The following is a 15,399-nucleotide window of genomic DNA, read 5'->3' as shown; positions in this document are numbered from 1 at the left end:
GTCCCGGGTGGTGGTCTCGGGACGGTGGAGCCGGGTGGTGGTCTCAGGTGCGGAGGGGGTTGGTGACGGTGACGTAGACGGACTGGGTGTCGACCGGGCCGACGAGTTCGTCCAGGCCGTGCAGGCGGGTGAGGAGGTTGGCCTTGCTGCGCAGGGTGGCGGCTTCCAGGAGCCGGTGCGGGAGCGGCGAACCCAGGCCGGTGGCGGAGGCGAGGAAGCTGCGGAAGGCGGCGAGCAGGACCCGCTCGTCGGCGAGGCGCTGGGCGCCGAAGGCGCCGATCAGGCCGAGGACGTTGTTGATGCCCAGGTAGTAGGCGAAGCGTTCGTCGGTGACCTGGTCGGAGACGAAGGTGTCGCTGTCCGCGCCGATGCCGGGGAGGCGGCTCTCCAGCTCGCCGCGGTGGGACTCGCGGAAGTAGTAGCCCTGGTTGTCCCGGTAGCGGCCGCCGACCGGCCAGCCGTCCGGGTCCAGGAGGACCAGGGTGTTCTGCTGGTGGGCTTCCAGGGCGATGCCGGCGTGGCCGTCGAGCCAGAGGACGGGGCGGACGACGTGGTCGAGATAGCGCAGGAACCACTCGGCGGCGACGGCCGTGAGGGGGCGGCCGGTGCGGGCGGCGAGCCGGCCGACGACATCGGCGAGCCGGGAGCGCATGGTGGTGCTCCCGGGCCAGGGACGGGGGGCGGTGAGGGAGGCGATGCACACGGCGTCGTCGCCGGGACCGAAGGGGTTGTGGCGGATCATCACGTCGAGTCCGGGGACGGGGACGCCGTCCGGGGTGTCGACGGCGAGCCAGGCGGGGTCGCGCACGATGTCGAAGCCCGGGTGGGCGGCCTGCCACTCGTCGACGAGGCCGGTGCGGAGCAGCCGGTGGACCTCGACGCCGCGGTGGAGCTCCTTGCGGAGGTTCTCGCGGCGGGAGTTGGTGATGCGCAGGCCGAGGGAGAGCTTGAGCATGGCGCGGGCGCCGGGCCGGTGCACGGTGCGGACGGAGGAGGTGGGGTGCCAGGGACTGCCGTGGAGGCCGAGGTCGTGGAGGAGGCCCGCGTCGAGGAGGGCGCGGACGTCGGGGCGGTGCAGGAGTTCGCGGGCCTGCCAGGGGTGCACGGGCAGGGGCGCGGTGCCGGCGGGGAGCGCGATTCCTTCGGCGAGACCGGCGGCGAGTTGCTCCGCGGTGACGGGGCGGCCCTGTTCGGTCCAGGCGGAGTCGGAGGCCAGGAGGGAGGTGTCGACGGCCATCCAGTGGAGGGGGAAGGCGCCCTGCAGTTCGGGTGAGTAGAGCCGGGCCTCGGCCTCGGAGAGACCTTCGCGGCTCTTGGGGGTGGGGTGGAGCGGGTGGCCGAGCAGCAGGGACTGTTCGGCGGCGAGGAAGAGGTCGGCGTCCGGGTGCGGGTGGGGCCGGTGGCGGCGCTCGGCGAGGAAGTCGGCGGTGCGGCGGGCGGAGTCGGCGACCCGGCCGACGAGTTCGGTGCCCTCGGGGCGGCCGGTCTCCCGGCCGAGGAGGGCGGCGACGGTGACGGCGTCGGCGGTCGGCGCCGAGGCCGGGAGCCCTTCGAGGACGGGAGCTCCGAAGCGGTGCCAGCCGGTGGGCGACCAGTAGCGGACGGGGACGAGGAGGGCGGTGCCGCTGGCGTCGAGGGGAATGCGCAGGGTCGTGGACCCGGGGGCGGGGAGGTTCTTCTCGCGGACCCAGCAGCGGAGGAGGTTCTCGACGGCGGCCGTGTCGGCGGCGCGTGCCGGGTCGGGGTCGTCCAGGGGGTCCGCGGTCACGGCCGGGTGGGGCGTCGTGACGTCGTACGGGCCGGTGTGCTGGCGCGGGACCGTGGGCTCGTCGGCGGGGGCGCGCCCGGCGCCGGTGAGGGCGGGGGCCAGGGCGGAGAGTTCCTCGACGGCGAGGGGCGCCTCGGTCTCGGGAGCCGGGGAGGTGGGCGTGGGGTTCACGGGGGCTTCCTTGGGGTGTGGCCGGGGCGGTCCGGGTCAGTGGGACGGTCCGGGGGCGTTCCGGGGGGCCGTGGCCCGGCGGGCGGCGGGCGGATGGGGGGTGTGGGCCCGTTCGGCCGCGGCCAGGGCGTCGGCGAAGCGTTCGAGCACGGCGGTGGCCTGCTCGTCGCTGAGGGTGAGCGGGGGGAGGAGCCGGACCACCGCGGAGTGGCGGCCGCCGAGTTCGACGATGAGGCCGCGGGCGAGGCACTCCTGCTGGACGGCGCGGGCCAGGGCGGGGGCGGCGGGCGGGACGGCGTCGTCGGGGCCCGCGGCGTCGGGGTCGACGAGTTCGACGCCGATCATCAGGCCCCGGCCGCGGACGTCGCCGACGCAGGGGTGGGCGGCGGCGAGGCCCTGGAGCCGGTCGAGGATGCGGGCACCGAGGTCGCCGGCCCGCTCGGCGAGCTTGTTCTCGCGGACGTAGGCGAGGGTGGCCGTGCCGGCGGCCATGGCGAGCTGGTTGCCGCGGAAGGTGCCCGCGTGGGCGCCGGGTTCCCAGGCGTCGAGCTCGGACCTGTAGACGATGACGGCGAGGGGGAGGGAGCCGCCGATGGCCTTGGAGAGGACCATGACGTCGGGCACGACGCCGCTGTGCTCGATGGCCCAGAAGGCGCCGGTGCGGCCGACGCCGGTCTGGACCTCGTCGACGACGAGGGGGATGGAGCGTTCGGCCGTGATCCGGCGCATCCGGCGCATCCAGTCGTCGGGGGCGGGGATGACACCGCCCTCGCCCTGCACGGCCTCCACGATCATTCCGGCGGGGGTGGCGACACCGCTCTTGGGGTCGTCGAGGAGGTTCTCGGTCCAGCGGGCGCCCAGTTCGGCGCCGCGCTCGCCGCCGACGCCGAAGGGGCAGCGGTAGCGCTGCGGGTAGGGCAGCCGGGTCACGCGGACGTCGTCCGCTCCGCCGGAGGCGGACAGGGCGCCGGCCGTCATGCCGTGGTAGGCGCCGGTGAAGGCGAGGAGGCCGCGCCGGCCGGTGGCGGTGCGGACGAGTTTGAGGGCCGCCTCGACGGCGTCCGTGCCGGCCGGTCCGCAGAACTGGATGCGGGCGTCGTCGGCGAGTTCGCCCGGCAGGGTGGCGAACAGTTCGGACGTGAAGGCGTCCTTCACGGGGGTGGCGAGGTCGAGGACGTGGAGCGGCGCTCCCGAGTCGAGGACCTTCCTGATGGCCTCCAGGACCACGGGGTGGTTGTGGCCGAGGGCGAGCGTCCCGGCGCCGGAGAGGCAGTCCAGGTAGCGGCGGCCGTCGGCGCCCTCGATGGTCAGTCCCCTGGCCCGCACCGGGACGATCGGCAGCGAGCGGGCGTAGGTGCGCGCGGCGGACTCGCGCTGGGACTGGCGGCCCAGGATGCCTTCGTACCCGCCCCCTTGGTCCGTCGGGGCGTGCGTCCGGGCGGCCGGTGGGACGGCCGGAGCTGATTCGGTGACGGCCACGGCTCGGTGTCCTCCCGCGGTAACAGTTGCGTTGCACATCGGGACGCCGAGGAGCCGCCCTCAAGGGCCGTCCTGAACGCCGCCGTTGTGTCCCCCGTACGTACCAACGACGGGAACTGCCGGGGATCACGGGCCGGGGGCAAGTTCTTGGCGTGTCCCGGATCACGGCACGGCAACGACCGAACGGTGCCCGGAACCGCCGACGGGGCGCGTACCGTCCCCTCCGGCACCGGCATAGTGGGGGCCGTGGTCGGGCCCGGGAGGGCTCGGCCGCTCTTCACCACGCACACGTAGCACAAGTTGACGTAGTCCCAGGGGGATCACGAGATGCGATCTATTCGCCCGCTGCTGATGGCGGCTTCCGCCGTCGCGGCACTGACGCTCACCGCCACGGCCTGCGGGCCGAGCGAGGAGAACGCGGGAGACAAGCCCAGCGCGCCCGCGAGCCTGAACCCGGCCGACAAGATCAAGATTCCGGAGGACCTGAAGGAGCGTCTGAAGGAACACGGGATCGACCTCGACAAGTGGCGGAACGGCGACTGGAAGAACTGGGACCGCGACAAGTGGCTGCGTGAGGCCAAGGACTTCGTCAACCCGATCATCGAGGACCTCTGGGACCCGGACCGGATGCGGGAGGCCGAGCGCCCGGACAAGCCGGTCGAGGAGGAGGACATCTCGGGTGACAAGGGTGTCACCGACCCGACTCCGGTCCCGGTGCGGGCCAGGGCCGTGGACGCCAAGTACCACGCCAACGCCCCCGAGTCCGGCAAGGTCTTCTTCGACGGCCCCGAGGGCTCGATGGTCTGCTCGGCCACGGTCGTGAAGGACCCGGCGCACCCCGGCAAGTCCAACATGGTGTGGACGGCCGGCCACTGCGTGCACAAGGGCAAGCAGGGCGGCTGGTACCGCAACATCGCCTTCGTCCCCTCGTACAACGACTCCGCGCTGGCGACGTCGGACCTCGAGAAGGCGACGCGCGAGCAGATCGCCCCGTACGGCGTGTGGTGGGCGGACTGGGTCAAGACCTCCGACCAGTGGATCGCCCAGGGCGCGTCCACCGGCGGCGCGGGCGCTCCCTACGACTTCGCGGTCATCCAGGTGACCCCGGAGAAGGGCGCCTCGGGCAAGTCGCTTGAGGAGACGGTCGGTTCGGCGCTTCCGGTGGAGTTCAACGCGCCGGCGGTGCCGAAGATCAAGAACCTGACGGCGACCGGGTACCCGGCGGCGCCGCCGTTCGACGGCCAGAAGATGTTCCAGTGCCAGGACAAGCCGGGCCGGCTGTCGCTGAAGGCGGAGCAGCCGACGATGTACCGGATCGGCTGCTCCATGACCGGCGGTTCGTCCGGTGGCGGCTGGGTCGCCCAGGGCGGCGACGGCAAGCCGGCGCTGGTGTCGAACACCTCGATCGGCCCGTCGACGGCGGGCTGGCTCGCCGGTCCTCGCTTCGGACCCGAGGCCAAGGCCATCTTCGACGAGGTCAGCAAGAAGTACGCCGGTCGCTAGGCACGGCAGGGAGGCGGGGCCGCGAGGTCCCGCCTCCGTCGCGTCCGCGCCCGACGGGCATACTGTGCACCGCCCATGACACGTCCATGGCAATAGCCACAGGGCAACACCAACGGGGAATTCATTCATGCGCTCTGTACGACTCATACCGGCCGTGCTCGGCCTGGCGACGGCGCTCGCGCTGACCGCCACGGCCTGCGGACCCACCGAGACTCCGGCGTCCGACAAGCCGGCCACCGGGGCGAGCAGCTCCGCACCGGCCACCGGCGACGCCGGCGCCGACCTGACCAAGGACCTCGCCGACAAGCTGAAGAAGCACGGCGTCGACCTGGACAAGTGGAAGAACGGCGAGTGGAAGAACTGGGACCAGGAGACCTGGCTCCGTGAGGCCGAGGACTTCGTCAACCCGGTGATCGAGGGCCTCTGGGACCCCGCTCGCATGCAGTCGGCGAAGAGCCCGGACCAGACGATCACGGCGCAGGCCGGTACCGGCGGCACCGACCCGACGCCCCGGCCCGTCAAGGCGCAGCGCGAGAAGACGCCGTACCACCGCAACGCGGCCCCGGTCGGCAAGATCTTCTTCGATTCGCCGCAGGGTCACATGGTCTGCTCCGGCACGATCGTGAAGGACCCGCGCCGGCCCGGGAAGTCCAACCTGGTCTGGACGGCCGGTCACTGCGTCCACGCGGGCAAGCGCGGCGGCTGGTACCGCAACATCACCTTCGTCCCGGCCTTCAACGACCTGGGCAAGTCGCCGGCCGCGCTGAACAACGCGCAGCCCCACGAGGTGTACCCGTACGGCCAGTACTGGGCCGACTGGGCCGTGACCTCGGGCGAGTGGATCAACGCGGGCGGCACCAACCAGGCATGGCCGTACGACTACGCCGTGCTGCACGTGCAGCCCGAGCGGGGCGGCAAGTCCCTGGAGGAGACCGTCGGCGTCGCGCTGCCCGTCGACTTCTCGGCGCCGACGCCCGCGCAGTCCGGGACGGTGGGTGCCTGGGGTTACCCGGCGGCTCCGCCGTACAACGGCATGATCATGCACAAGTGCCTCGACCGGGCGACGCGGCTCACCACGGCTCCGGCCACGCCGACGATGTACCGGATCGGCTGCACGATGACGGGCGGTTCCTCGGGCGGCGGCTGGTTCCGCGTGCTGCCGAACGGGAAGACGGCGCTGGTGTCGAACACCTCGATCGGCCCGGCCGGCGGCAACGGCTGGCTCGCCGGTCCGCAGCTGGGCAGGGGCGCCAAGGCGGCCCACGAGATGGTCAGCAAGAAGTTCGCCCGCTGACCCACCCGCATCACCACGGCCAAGGGCGCTGCCCCTCCCCCGACGGGGAGGGGCAGCGCCCTTGGTACTTACTGCGGTGGGTCAGTGCGCGGCGGGCACGAACGGCGCCAGCAGCGCCCCGAGCTCCTCGTGCACCCGGGCCTTGAGCAGGGTGCCCTCCGGGGTGTGCTCCTCGGACTCGACCTCACCCTCGGCGTGCACCCGCGAGACCAGACCGCCCTGCGTGTACGGCACGAGGACTTCGAGCTCGACCTGCGGGCGCGGCAGTTCGGCGTCGATCAGGGCGAGCAGTTCCTCGATGCCCTGGCCCGAACGGGCCGAGACGACGAGGGAGTGCTTCTCCATCCGCAGCAGACGCTGGAGCACCAGCGGGTCGGCCGCGTCCGCCTTGTTGATGACGACGATCTCCGGCACGTTCACCGCGCCGACCTCCCGGAAGACCTCGCGCACGGCGGCCAGCTGCTCCTCCGGCGCCGGGTGCGAACCGTCCACCACGTGCAGGATGAGGTCGGACTCGCCGACCTCCTCCATGGTGGAGCGGAACGCCTCGACCAGGTGGTGCGGCAGGTGCCGGACGAAGCCGACGGTGTCCGCGAGGGTGTAGACCCGGCCGGTGGGCGTCTCGGCCCGGCGCACGGTCGGGTCGAGGGTGGCGAACAGCGCGTTCTCCACGAGGACGCCCGCGCCGGTGAGCCGGTTGAGCAGGGAGGACTTGCCGGCGTTGGTGTATCCGGCGATGGCGACCGACGGCACCTTGTTCCGGCGCCGCTCCTGCCGCTTGATGTCGCGGCCGGTCTTCATCTCCGCGATCTCCCGGCGCATCTTCGCCATCTTCTCGCGGATGCGGCGCCGGTCGGTCTCGATCTTGGTCTCACCGGGACCACGGGTGGCCATGCCGCCGCCGCCGCCGCCACCCATCTGCCGGGAGAGCGACTGACCCCAGCCGCGCAGGCGCGGCAGCATGTACTGCATCTGCGCGAGGGCGACCTGGGCCTTGCCCTCACGGGACTTGGCGTGCTGGGCGAAGATGTCGAGGATGAGGGCGGTCCGGTCGACCACCTTCACCTTGACGACGTCCTCGAGGGCGATGAGCTGGCCAGGGCTGAGTTCGCCGTCGCAGACGACGGTGTCCGCGCCGGTCTCGACCACGATGTCGCGCAGTTCGCGCGCCTTGCCCGAGCCGATGAAGGTGGCCGGGTCCGGCTTGTCGCGGCGCTGCATCACGCCGTCGAGCACGAGGGCGCCCGCCGTCTCGGCGAGGGCGGCGAGCTCCGCGAGGGAGTTCTCCGCGTCCTGCACCGTCCCCGAGGTCCACACACCGACCAGCACGACGCGCTCCAAGCGCAGCTGGCGGTACTCGACCTCGGTGACGTCCTCGAGCTCGGTGGAGAGGCCGGCGACACGGCGCAGGGCCGCGCGCTCGGAGCGGTCGAGCTGGTCGCCGTCCCGCGCTCCGTCGATCTCGTGGCTCCAGGCGACGTCCTCTTCCATCAGGGCATCGGCCCGAAGGCTCTCGGTACGGCTCGTCTCCGCGAAGCTCTGCTCGTCCTGGGAAGGGGAAGAAGAGGAGGTCATTGGATCCTTACGTCGAATGAAGCGATAGGTCTGTGTCCGTGGCAACGCGTGGGGGCGCCGGAAGATTCCCGGGGCCGGCCGCGCCGCCGACGTGACGATGGTGGCACGGCGCGGCCGGGCCCGTCATCCCGGTTTCGGGGCGGTCCTGGCGGCGTCGGCCGGGCGGCTGCGCCAGTCGGGGTGGCCGGGCATCGCCGGGGTCCTCGCCGCGTACAGCCAGCCACGGAAGAAGGCGGTGAGGTCGCGTCCGGCGATCTCGCCGGCCAGGGCGGTGAAGTCGGCGGTGGTGGCGGTGCCGTCGCGGTGGTCGGCGACCCAGCGGCGTTCCAGCCGCCGGAAGGCGTCGGTGCCGATCTCCTGGCGGAGCGCGTAGAGGACGAGGGCGCTGCCGTCGTAGACGACGGGCCGGAAGAGGCTGATCTTGTGCCCGGGCGAGGGGGGCTCGGGGGCCGCGGGCGGGCCGCCGTCCGCCCGCCACCCGTCGGAGGCCGCGTAGGCCGCCTTCATCCGCCGCTCCAGGGACTTGCCGGCGGTCTCCTCCGCGTACAGGGCCTCGTACCAGCTGGCGTGTCCCTCGTTTAGCCAGAGGTCGGACCAGGTCCGGGGCGAGACACTGTCGCCGAACCACTGGTGGGCCAGCTCGTGGACCATGACCGAGTCGACGTACCACTCCGGGTAGCCCGGTTCCGTGAAGATGCCGCGCTCGAAGAGCGAGAGGGTCTGCGTCTCCAGCTCGAAGCCCGTGTCGGCGTCGGCGACGAGCACCCCGTACGTCTCGAAGGGGTACGCGCCGACCTGCCGCTCCATCCACTCCAGGTGCCCCGGTGTCCGGCGGAGCCAGGGCTCCATCAGCTCCCGGTCCGCGGTGGGCACCACGTCCCGGACGGGCAGTCCGTGCGGCCCCTCGCGGTGCACGACGGTGGAGCGGCCGATGGAGATCTGGGCGAGCTCCGTGGCCATGGGGTGGCGGGTGCGGTACGTCCAGGTGGTGGTGGCGCCGTGGTCGGCGCGGCCGGTGGGGAGCCCGTTGGCGACGACGGTGAGGTCGCTGGGGGCGGTGACCCGGAAGGTGAAGAACGCCTTGTCCGCCGGGTGGTCGTTGGAGGGGAAGACCCGGTGGGCCGCGTCGGCCTGGTTGGCCATGGCGAGGCCGTCGCCGGTACGGACCCAGCCGCCGGTGTCGGCGGGACCGCTCGGGTCGCTGGTGTGGGTGACGGTGATCTCGATCCGCTCGCCGGCGTCGATCGACACGGCCGGGGTGACGACCAGGTCCTCGCCGCTGCCGGTGTACTCGGCGGTCAGGCCGTCGACGGTGACGGAGGACACCGTGCCGTGGGTGAAGTCGAGGTTGAGCCGCTCCAGGTCGTCGGTGGCGAGCGCGTCGATCGTGGTCACGGCGGCGAGCGGCCGGGTGTTCACCCCGGGGTAGGTGACGTCGAGGTGGTACGCGAGGACGTCGTAGCCGGGGTTGCCGAGGTGGGGGAAGAGCGGGTCGCCGATGCCGAGCGGAGCGGGGGCGGGCAGCGCGGCGGCGACGAGCCCGGCGGAGGCGGCGACCAGGACGGCGGAGCGGAGCCATCGCGCGCGGGGCAGGGGCGTTCGTACGAGCGGCATGGGCCAGGGCCTTTCCGGAGGACTGGCCCTACGGCTACCAGGGGATTCCCCGCTCCCCCGGGCGGCGCGCTCGTCCGCCACCCGAAGGAGGTCGTGTCGTCGCGTCGTGGCGCGTCACGCCCGCCGCGGCCCCGAAGCCCCCCGTCGGGCGCGGCTCACGTCGTACACCCCGGGCACGTCCCGCATGGCCCGCATGAGGGCGGGGAGCGCGGCCGCGTCGGGGAGGTGGAGCGTGTACGTGTGGCGGACCCGCTGTTCGCTGGGCGGCTCGACGTTCGCGGCGACGACGGCGGCCCCGGCGGTGGCGATGGCCTCGGTGAGGTCGGCGAGCAGCCCGGGCCGCCCGAAGGACTCGGCGACCAGGGTGACCCTGCCCTGCCCGGCGGCGCCCCAGCGGACGGCGACGGGGGCGCGGCCCAGTCGGCTCATGGCCTCGACGGCGGCGCAGCGCGCGCGGTGGACGGTGACCGAGCCGCCGCGGACCCGGAAGCCGGTGATCTCGTCGGGGGGTACCGGGGTGCAGCAGCCCGCCGGACGGACGGCCGCGGGCGGCTCGCCCTCCAGGTCGGCGTGGAGTTCGGCGCCGGAGCGGCGGTCGGCGGTGACGTTGATCCGGGGCCGGGGGGCGCCGGCGGCCGGGGGCGCGGCGGCCTCGGGGTGGGCCCGGAGCCAGCCGGTGATCGCGATCCGCGCGGCGGGGGTACGGGCGTGGTCGAGCCACTCGGGCGACGGACCGGACACGGCGTCCTGGGCGAGCAGCAGCTGGACGGTGTCCCCGTCGCCGAGGACGGTGCCGAGCGGGGCGAGGCGGCCGTTGACGCGGGCGCCGAGGCAGCCGTGGGCGGCCTCGCCGTGCTGGGCGTAGGCGGCGTCGACGCAGCTGGCCCCGGCGGGGAGGCCGAGCGTGCCGCCGTCGGCGCGGAAGACGGTGATCTCGTCGTCCTCGGCGAGGTCGGCGCGGAGCGAGGTCCAGAAGGTGTCCGGGTCGGGCGCGGCCTGCTGCCAGTCGAGGAGGCGGGAGAGCCAGCCGGGGCGGGTCGGGTCGACGCGCTCCCCGTCGTCGGTGCGGGCGGCCGGGTCCTGCTGCTCGGCCGTCTCCTGGCCGACGTGGGGGTTGCCGAGGGCGACGACCCCGGCCTCCGCGACCTTGTGCATCCGGTGGGTGCGGATCAGGACCTCGGCCACGGCGCCGTCGGGGGCGGCGATCGCGGTGTGCAGGGACTGGTAGAGGTTGAACTTGGGGGCCGCGATGAAGTCCTTGAACTCGGAGATCACCGGGGTGAAACAGGTGTGGAGCTCGCCGAGGACCCCGTAGCAGTCGGCGTCCTCGGCGACGAGGACGAGGAGCCGCCCGAAGTCGCAGCCGCGGAGCTCGCCGCGCTTGAGGCGGACGCGGTGCACCGAGACGAAGTGCCTCGGTCGGACCAGGACCTCGGCGCCGATGCCCGCCTCGCGGAGCACGGCGGTGACCTGTTCGGCGACGGCGTCGAGGGCGTCGCCCGCCCGCGGGTTGCCGGCGACGAGCGCGCGGGTGGTCTCGTACTCCTCGGGGTGGAGGATGGCGAAGACGAGGTCCTCCAGCTCGGTCTTGAGGGCCTGGACGCCGAGCCGTTCGGCGAGCGGGATGAGGACGTCCCGGGTGACCTTGGCGATCCTGGCCTGTTTCTCGGCCCGCATCACGCCGAGGGTGCGCATGTTGTGGAGGCGGTCGGCGAGCTTGATCGACATGACCCGGACGTCGCTGCCGGTGGCGACGAGCATCTTGCGGAAGGTCTCGGGTTCGGCGGCGGCGCCGTAGTCGATCTTCTCCACCTTGGTGACCCCGTCGACGAGGTAGGCGACCTCGTCGCCGAACTCCCGGCGCACTTGATCGAGCGTCACCTCGGTGTCCTCGACGGTGTCGTGCAGGAGGGAGGCGGTCAGGGTGGTGGTCTCCGCGCCGAGCTCGGCGAGGATGAGCGTCACCGCGAGCGGATGGGTGATGTACGGCTCGCCGCTCTTGCGGAACTGGCCGCGGTGGGAGGACTCGGCGAGGACGTACGCCCGGCGCAGCACCGTGAGGTCCGCGTCGGGATGGTGGGCCCGGTGCGCCTCCGCCACATGGCTGATGGCGTCGGGCAGCCGGTCACGGGGCGCCGGTCCCGCGGTGGCGCCGAGCAGTGCGGCCCGGCCGATCCGCCGCAGGTCGATCCGGGCCCTTCCCCGTCTGCGGACGCTCGCGTCGGTGACGGCGGCCTCGGCCGCGCTCACGGGGTTGGTGGCCTCTGCGCTCATGGGGCACCTCCGGCGACATCGACCGGCGATGGGCGGGCCAGGCGTACCCGGGGGGCCGGTGCTTGATGCTACCGACCCCACCACGTGGCGCAGTCGCGCTCTCGCTCAGCGTGAATCGGATCACCCATTCGAGCGATAAATCAGGCGTTGACAGTTTCGATTCCGCCGGGTGCCGTCCACCACTCGGGGTCGAGGGTGCCCTCGGCGACGATGACGGCCGGACCGGTCATGTCGATCGCGCCGTCGGGGTGCTCGGTGATGACCAGGGTCCCGCCGAGCACGTCGACGGTGTACGTGGCGGGGGTACCGGACGCGGCGGGGTCGGCGCCGTCCCGGCGGGCGGTGGCGACGGCGACGGCGCAGGCGCCGGTGCCGCAGGAGCGGGTCTCGGAGGCGCCTCGCTCGTGCACCCGCATGGCGACGTGGCGGGGGCCGCGGTCGACGACGAACTCGATGTTCACGCCGTCGGGGTAGACGGAGGCCGGCTCGTACGGCGGCTCGGTGAAGAGGGTGCCGGCGTGGTCGAGGTCCTCGACGAAGGCGACCGCGTGCGGGTTGCCCATGTTCACGTTCCGCGCGGGCCAGCTGCGGCCGTCGACGGTGACGGTGACACCCGCCTCGGGCAGGACCGCGCGGCCCATCGAGACCGTGACGGCGCCGTCCTTGTCGAGGTGGACGCGCTTGACGCCGCCGCGGGTGGCGACGGCCAGGTCGCCGGCGGTGACGTGGCCGGCGTGCTCCAGGTAGCGGGCGAAGACCCGCACGCCGTTCCCGCACATCTCGGCGACCGAGCCGTCGGCGTTGCGGTAGTCCATGAACCACTCGGCCTCGTCGGCCATGTGCCGCGCCTCGGGGTGGGCGGCGCTGCGCACCACGTGCAGCACTCCGTCGGCGCCGATGCCGGCCCGGCGGTCGCAGAGCCGTGCCACGGCGGCCGGGGGCAGGTCGACGGCGTTCTCCGCGTCGGGGACGATCACGAAGTCGTTCTCGGTGCCGTGGCCCTTCAGGAACCTCAGGGCGGGGAGCTGCGGAGTCTGCGTGCTGGTCACGAGATCAACTGTACGGGGCAGGGCACGCCGGACGCAGGCGGGGCGGCGGCGGCCGGCGCGGGCCGGGCCCGGGCGGTCGGGGTGGGTACGGGGGTCGGCACGGGCGGGCCGGGAGGGTCTGCCCGGGGCACGGCGGTCGGTGCGGCCGGGCCCCTGCGGGCCTCATGGGGAGGCCCGGGGAGGACCGGCCCGGGAATGCCCGAGGGGGCCGGGCCCGGGGAGGCCCGGAGGGGGTCAGCGCAGGCGGGCGACGCGCCAGACGGCGAGGGCGACGAGGGACGCGATGGTCGTCACGTACAGGGCGAGGACGCGCCAGTCCGGGCGCTCGCCCGAGCCGCGCTGCGGCAGCCCCGGCCAGGTGTAACCGACCTTGCGGGCGGCCATCATGCCCCAGCCGGCCGCGCAGGAACTGATGAGCAGTCCGAGCATGGCGACGACCGCGCCGCCGTCGCCCGAGCCGAAGGCGAGCGGGAAGGCGAACATCAGCGAGCCGAGGGCGGCCAGGGCGACGATCGGGGCGAGCTGCCAGATCCGCAGCCGTCGCTGGGGGCGGAGTTCGACCTCGACCTCGTCGGCGTCCACCTCGACCGAGGTGCCCACCGCGTCGTCGGGACCGTCGGGGGTCAGCCCCGGCGCCCCGAGCGGCGCGTCGTCCGTCGGGTGGCCCGGTGCGTCACCCGCGGTGTCCGCCGTCGGGTCGTCCAGGGCCGCGTCGTGCTGTTCTCTGTCGCGAGGGCCGGCCTCCATCGCCACGCGCCCTCCCCACTCGGACTCCACTTGGTCGATCGATGCTCGATGATGGCACGCTCCCGACCGCCGAAATGACGGGCAGGGCGTCCCGATGCCATCACGTGATCAGGCTGTAACCGCTCGTTCGACCAACGACAGCGCCTCCCGCGGGAGTTCCCCGCGGTGATCTGCGGCCCCGCTGAGCCAGTGGACCCGCGGGTCCCGGCGGAACCAGGAGTCCTGGCGGCGGGCGAAGCGCTTGGTCGCGCGGACGGTCTCGGCCCGCGCCTCGTCCTCGGTGCACTCCCCCGCCAGCGCGGCGAGTACCTGCTGGTAGCCGAGGGCGCGGGCGGCGGTGCGGCCCTCGCGCAGGCCGATCGCCTCCAGGGCGCGCACCTCGTCGACGAGGCCCGCCTCCCACATCCGGTCGACCCGCGTGGCGATGCGCTCGTCCAGTTCGGGACGGGCCACGTCGACGCCGATCTGGACGGTGTCGTAGACCGAGTCGGGGCCCGGGAGGTTGGCGGTGAAGGGCTTGCCGGTGATCTCGATCACCTCGAGGGCCCGGACGATGCGGCGCCCGTTGCTGGGCAGGATCGCGCGGGCGGCGTCCGGGTCGGCGGCGGCGAGCCTGGCGTGCAGGACGCCGGAGCCGCGCTCGTCGAGTTCGGCCTCCAGGCGGGCGCGGACGGCGGGGTCGGTGCCCGGGAACTCCAGGGCGTCGACGGCCCCCCGTACGTACAGTCCCGAGCCGCCGACGAGGACCGGGGTGCGGCCGTCGGCGAGCAGCCGGTCGATCTCGGCCCGGGCGAGCCGCTGGTACTCGGCGACGGAGGCGGCCTCGGTCACGTCCCAGATGTCGAGGAGGTGGTGCGGGACGCCGCCACGCTCCTCCGTGGTCAGTTTGGCGGTCCCGATGTCCATTCCCCGGTAGAGCTGCATCGAGTCGGCGTTGACGACCTCGCCGCCGAGCTGCTGGGCCAGGAATACACCCAGATCGGACTTTCCGGCCGCTGTCGGACCGACGACGGCGATGACCCGCGGGGCGGGAGCTGCGCTTCTCACCGCCCCAGTCTCGCAAACCTCCCGGCCCGTCCCCGAATGAGCTACGTGACGGGCCCCGTCCGGGGTTCGTTTCCTGTTGCGAGGTTCCGGCCGTCGTTCCCCGCGGAGCCCCTCCCATCCGAGTACGCTATGGAGTGAATATGGGACTTTTGGCAATGTTTCGCCGTAAGCAGCAGGATGCGGCCGAGGTCTCGCCGGACGAGGCCGGGGCCGATGCTCCGGCGGAGGGCGGGACGGACACCGGAACGGCGGCCGAGGCGTCCGAGGCCGCCGCGGCGCTGACGGCTCCGGTGGAGGACGCGGCCGACCCGGACGGCGCCGGGGAGGTCGAGACGGACGAGGAGCCGGCCGGGGCGGTCGCCTCCGAGGTCGTGGAGATCCCGAAGCAGCAGTCCGCCGAGGCCGCCGCGGACAACGAGGCGGGTGAAGGCGCCCGCCACTAGGCCCCCGGGGTCCTGGGGGCAGGACACGGACGACGGACCCTCCCGGGGTCCGCGGAGGGAAGGTGCCCCATGGGTCTCCTGGATTCGCTGAAGGCCAAGCTCAGCCCGGCCAAGGACAAGGTCGCGGACCTCGCGCAGCAGCACGGGGAGAAGATCGACCACGGTTTGGACAAGGCCGCGAAGCTGGTCGACGAGAAGACCAAGGGCAAGTACAGCGACAAGATCCAGTCCGGTACGGGCAAGGCGAAGGGCGCCATCGACCGGATCGGTCACAAGGACGACGGCACGCCCGGTGGCGGGAGCACGGGCGGTGGCCCGGACGGTGGCCCGACCCCGCCGCCGACCCCGCCGCCGGCGGCCTGACGGCCGACGTCACCCGGCCGGACCCGGCAGACGGACGGTCCCTCCGCACGGCGGACGGCCGCGGAGCAGCTC

At 73.5% G+C, this 15,399-nt stretch carries 12 protein-coding genes; 4 read left to right on the top strand and 8 right to left on the bottom strand.

Going from position 1 to position 15,399, the window contains the following annotated elements:
- Positions 1–43: 43 nt before the first annotated feature.
- Both ACFVZH_RS27645 and ACFVZH_RS27640 read right to left on the bottom strand, forming a co-directional pair.
- Entirely contained in the window at positions 44–1,870 is a 1,827-nt protein-coding gene (locus ACFVZH_RS27645; RefSeq protein ID WP_384901499.1) for an IucA/IucC family protein, read from the bottom strand.
- A gap of 105 nt (positions 1,871–1,975) precedes the next feature.
- Entirely contained in the window at positions 1,976–3,418 is a 1,443-nt protein-coding gene (locus ACFVZH_RS27640) for a diaminobutyrate--2-oxoglutarate transaminase (protein ID WP_384901333.1), read from the bottom strand.
- 327 nt (positions 3,419–3,745) lie between these two features.
- Between ACFVZH_RS27640 and ACFVZH_RS27635 the strand changes: the two genes are divergently transcribed.
- Both ACFVZH_RS27635 and ACFVZH_RS27630 read left to right on the top strand, forming a co-directional pair.
- Positions 3,746–4,921, top strand: coding sequence for a trypsin-like serine peptidase (locus ACFVZH_RS27635; protein ID WP_384901331.1), 1,176 nt, complete (start codon positions 3,746–3,748; stop codon positions 4,919–4,921).
- Between the two features lie 127 nt (positions 4,922–5,048).
- The gene (locus ACFVZH_RS27630) at positions 5,049–6,215 is read left to right on the top strand and encodes a trypsin-like serine peptidase (protein ID WP_384901330.1); all 1,167 of its coding nucleotides are present in this window, start codon (positions 5,049–5,051) and stop codon (positions 6,213–6,215) included.
- An 81-nt stretch (positions 6,216–6,296) separates the two neighbouring features.
- On the opposite strand, the gene hflX is transcribed toward ACFVZH_RS27630, so the two are convergent.
- From hflX to miaA, 6 genes are all read right to left on the bottom strand, one after another.
- Entirely contained in the window at positions 6,297–7,790 is a 1,494-nt protein-coding gene (hflX, locus tag ACFVZH_RS27625) for a GTPase HflX (protein ID WP_384901329.1), read from the bottom strand.
- A 123-nt stretch (positions 7,791–7,913) separates the two neighbouring features.
- The gene (locus tag ACFVZH_RS27620) at positions 7,914–9,404 is read right to left on the bottom strand and encodes a M1 family metallopeptidase (RefSeq protein ID WP_384901328.1); all 1,491 of its coding nucleotides are present in this window, start codon (positions 9,402–9,404) and stop codon (positions 7,914–7,916) included.
- A 114-nt stretch (positions 9,405–9,518) separates the two neighbouring features.
- Positions 9,519–11,678 carry a RelA/SpoT family protein gene (locus ACFVZH_RS27615; RefSeq protein WP_384901326.1) on the bottom strand — a complete coding sequence of 720 codons (2,160 nt, stop codon included), beginning with the start codon at positions 11,676–11,678 and terminating at the stop codon, positions 9,519–9,521.
- 140 nt (positions 11,679–11,818) lie between these two features.
- Positions 11,819–12,727: a diaminopimelate epimerase gene (gene dapF, locus ACFVZH_RS27610; protein ID WP_384901324.1), complete on the bottom strand. Its 909-nt coding sequence runs from the start codon at positions 12,725–12,727 to the stop codon at positions 11,819–11,821.
- A gap of 234 nt (positions 12,728–12,961) precedes the next feature.
- On the bottom strand, positions 12,962–13,474 hold the full coding sequence (locus ACFVZH_RS27605) for a hypothetical protein (protein ID WP_384901498.1): 513 nt from the start codon (positions 13,472–13,474) through the stop codon (positions 12,962–12,964).
- 108 nt (positions 13,475–13,582) lie between these two features.
- A complete protein-coding gene (gene miaA / locus ACFVZH_RS27600) occupies positions 13,583–14,521 on the bottom strand; it encodes a tRNA (adenosine(37)-N6)-dimethylallyltransferase MiaA (protein WP_384901322.1) in 939 nt (312 codons plus the stop codon).
- Between the two features lie 140 nt (positions 14,522–14,661).
- On the opposite strand from miaA, the gene ACFVZH_RS27595 reads away from it, so the two are divergent.
- Positions 14,662–14,964 carry a hypothetical protein gene (locus ACFVZH_RS27595; RefSeq protein ID WP_384901320.1) on the top strand — a complete coding sequence of 101 codons (303 nt, stop codon included), beginning with the start codon at positions 14,662–14,664 and terminating at the stop codon, positions 14,962–14,964.
- A 69-nt stretch (positions 14,965–15,033) separates the two neighbouring features.
- Entirely contained in the window at positions 15,034–15,327 is a 294-nt protein-coding gene (locus ACFVZH_RS27590; protein ID WP_384901318.1) for an antitoxin, read from the top strand.
- The last annotated feature ends 72 nt before the right edge of the window (positions 15,328–15,399 follow it).

Origin of the sequence: Streptomyces sp. NPDC059534 (genome assembly GCF_042743475.1) — a bacterium.
Lineage (GTDB): Bacteria > Actinomycetota > Actinomycetes > Streptomycetales > Streptomycetaceae > Streptomyces.
Note: the sequence above shows the minus strand (reverse complement) of the source record. Positions and strands in the feature narration are given on the sequence as shown.

What these genes read in the sequence shown, in the direction of transcription:
- ACFVZH_RS27615 (WP_384901326.1), bottom strand. Translation starts at nt 11,678, where the DNA reads ATGAGCGCAGAGGCCACCAACCCCGTGAGCGCGGCCGAGGCCGCCGTC.
- ACFVZH_RS27590 (WP_384901318.1), top strand. Translation starts at nt 15,034, where the DNA reads ATGGGTCTCCTGGATTCGCTGAAGGCCAAGCTCAGCCCGGCCAAGGAC.
- ACFVZH_RS27620 (WP_384901328.1), bottom strand. Translation starts at nt 9,404, where the DNA reads ATGCCGCTCGTACGAACGCCCCTGCCCCGCGCGCGATGGCTCCGCTCC.
- ACFVZH_RS27605 (WP_384901498.1), bottom strand. Translation starts at nt 13,474, where the DNA reads ATGGAGGCCGGCCCTCGCGACAGAGAACAGCACGACGCGGCCCTGGAC.
- ACFVZH_RS27595 (WP_384901320.1), top strand. Translation starts at nt 14,662, where the DNA reads ATGGGACTTTTGGCAATGTTTCGCCGTAAGCAGCAGGATGCGGCCGAG.
- ACFVZH_RS27630 (WP_384901330.1), top strand. Translation starts at nt 5,049, where the DNA reads ATGCGCTCTGTACGACTCATACCGGCCGTGCTCGGCCTGGCGACGGCG.
- ACFVZH_RS27635 (WP_384901331.1), top strand. Translation starts at nt 3,746, where the DNA reads ATGCGATCTATTCGCCCGCTGCTGATGGCGGCTTCCGCCGTCGCGGCA.
- hflX (WP_384901329.1), bottom strand. Translation starts at nt 7,790, where the DNA reads ATGACCTCCTCTTCTTCCCCTTCCCAGGACGAGCAGAGCTTCGCGGAG.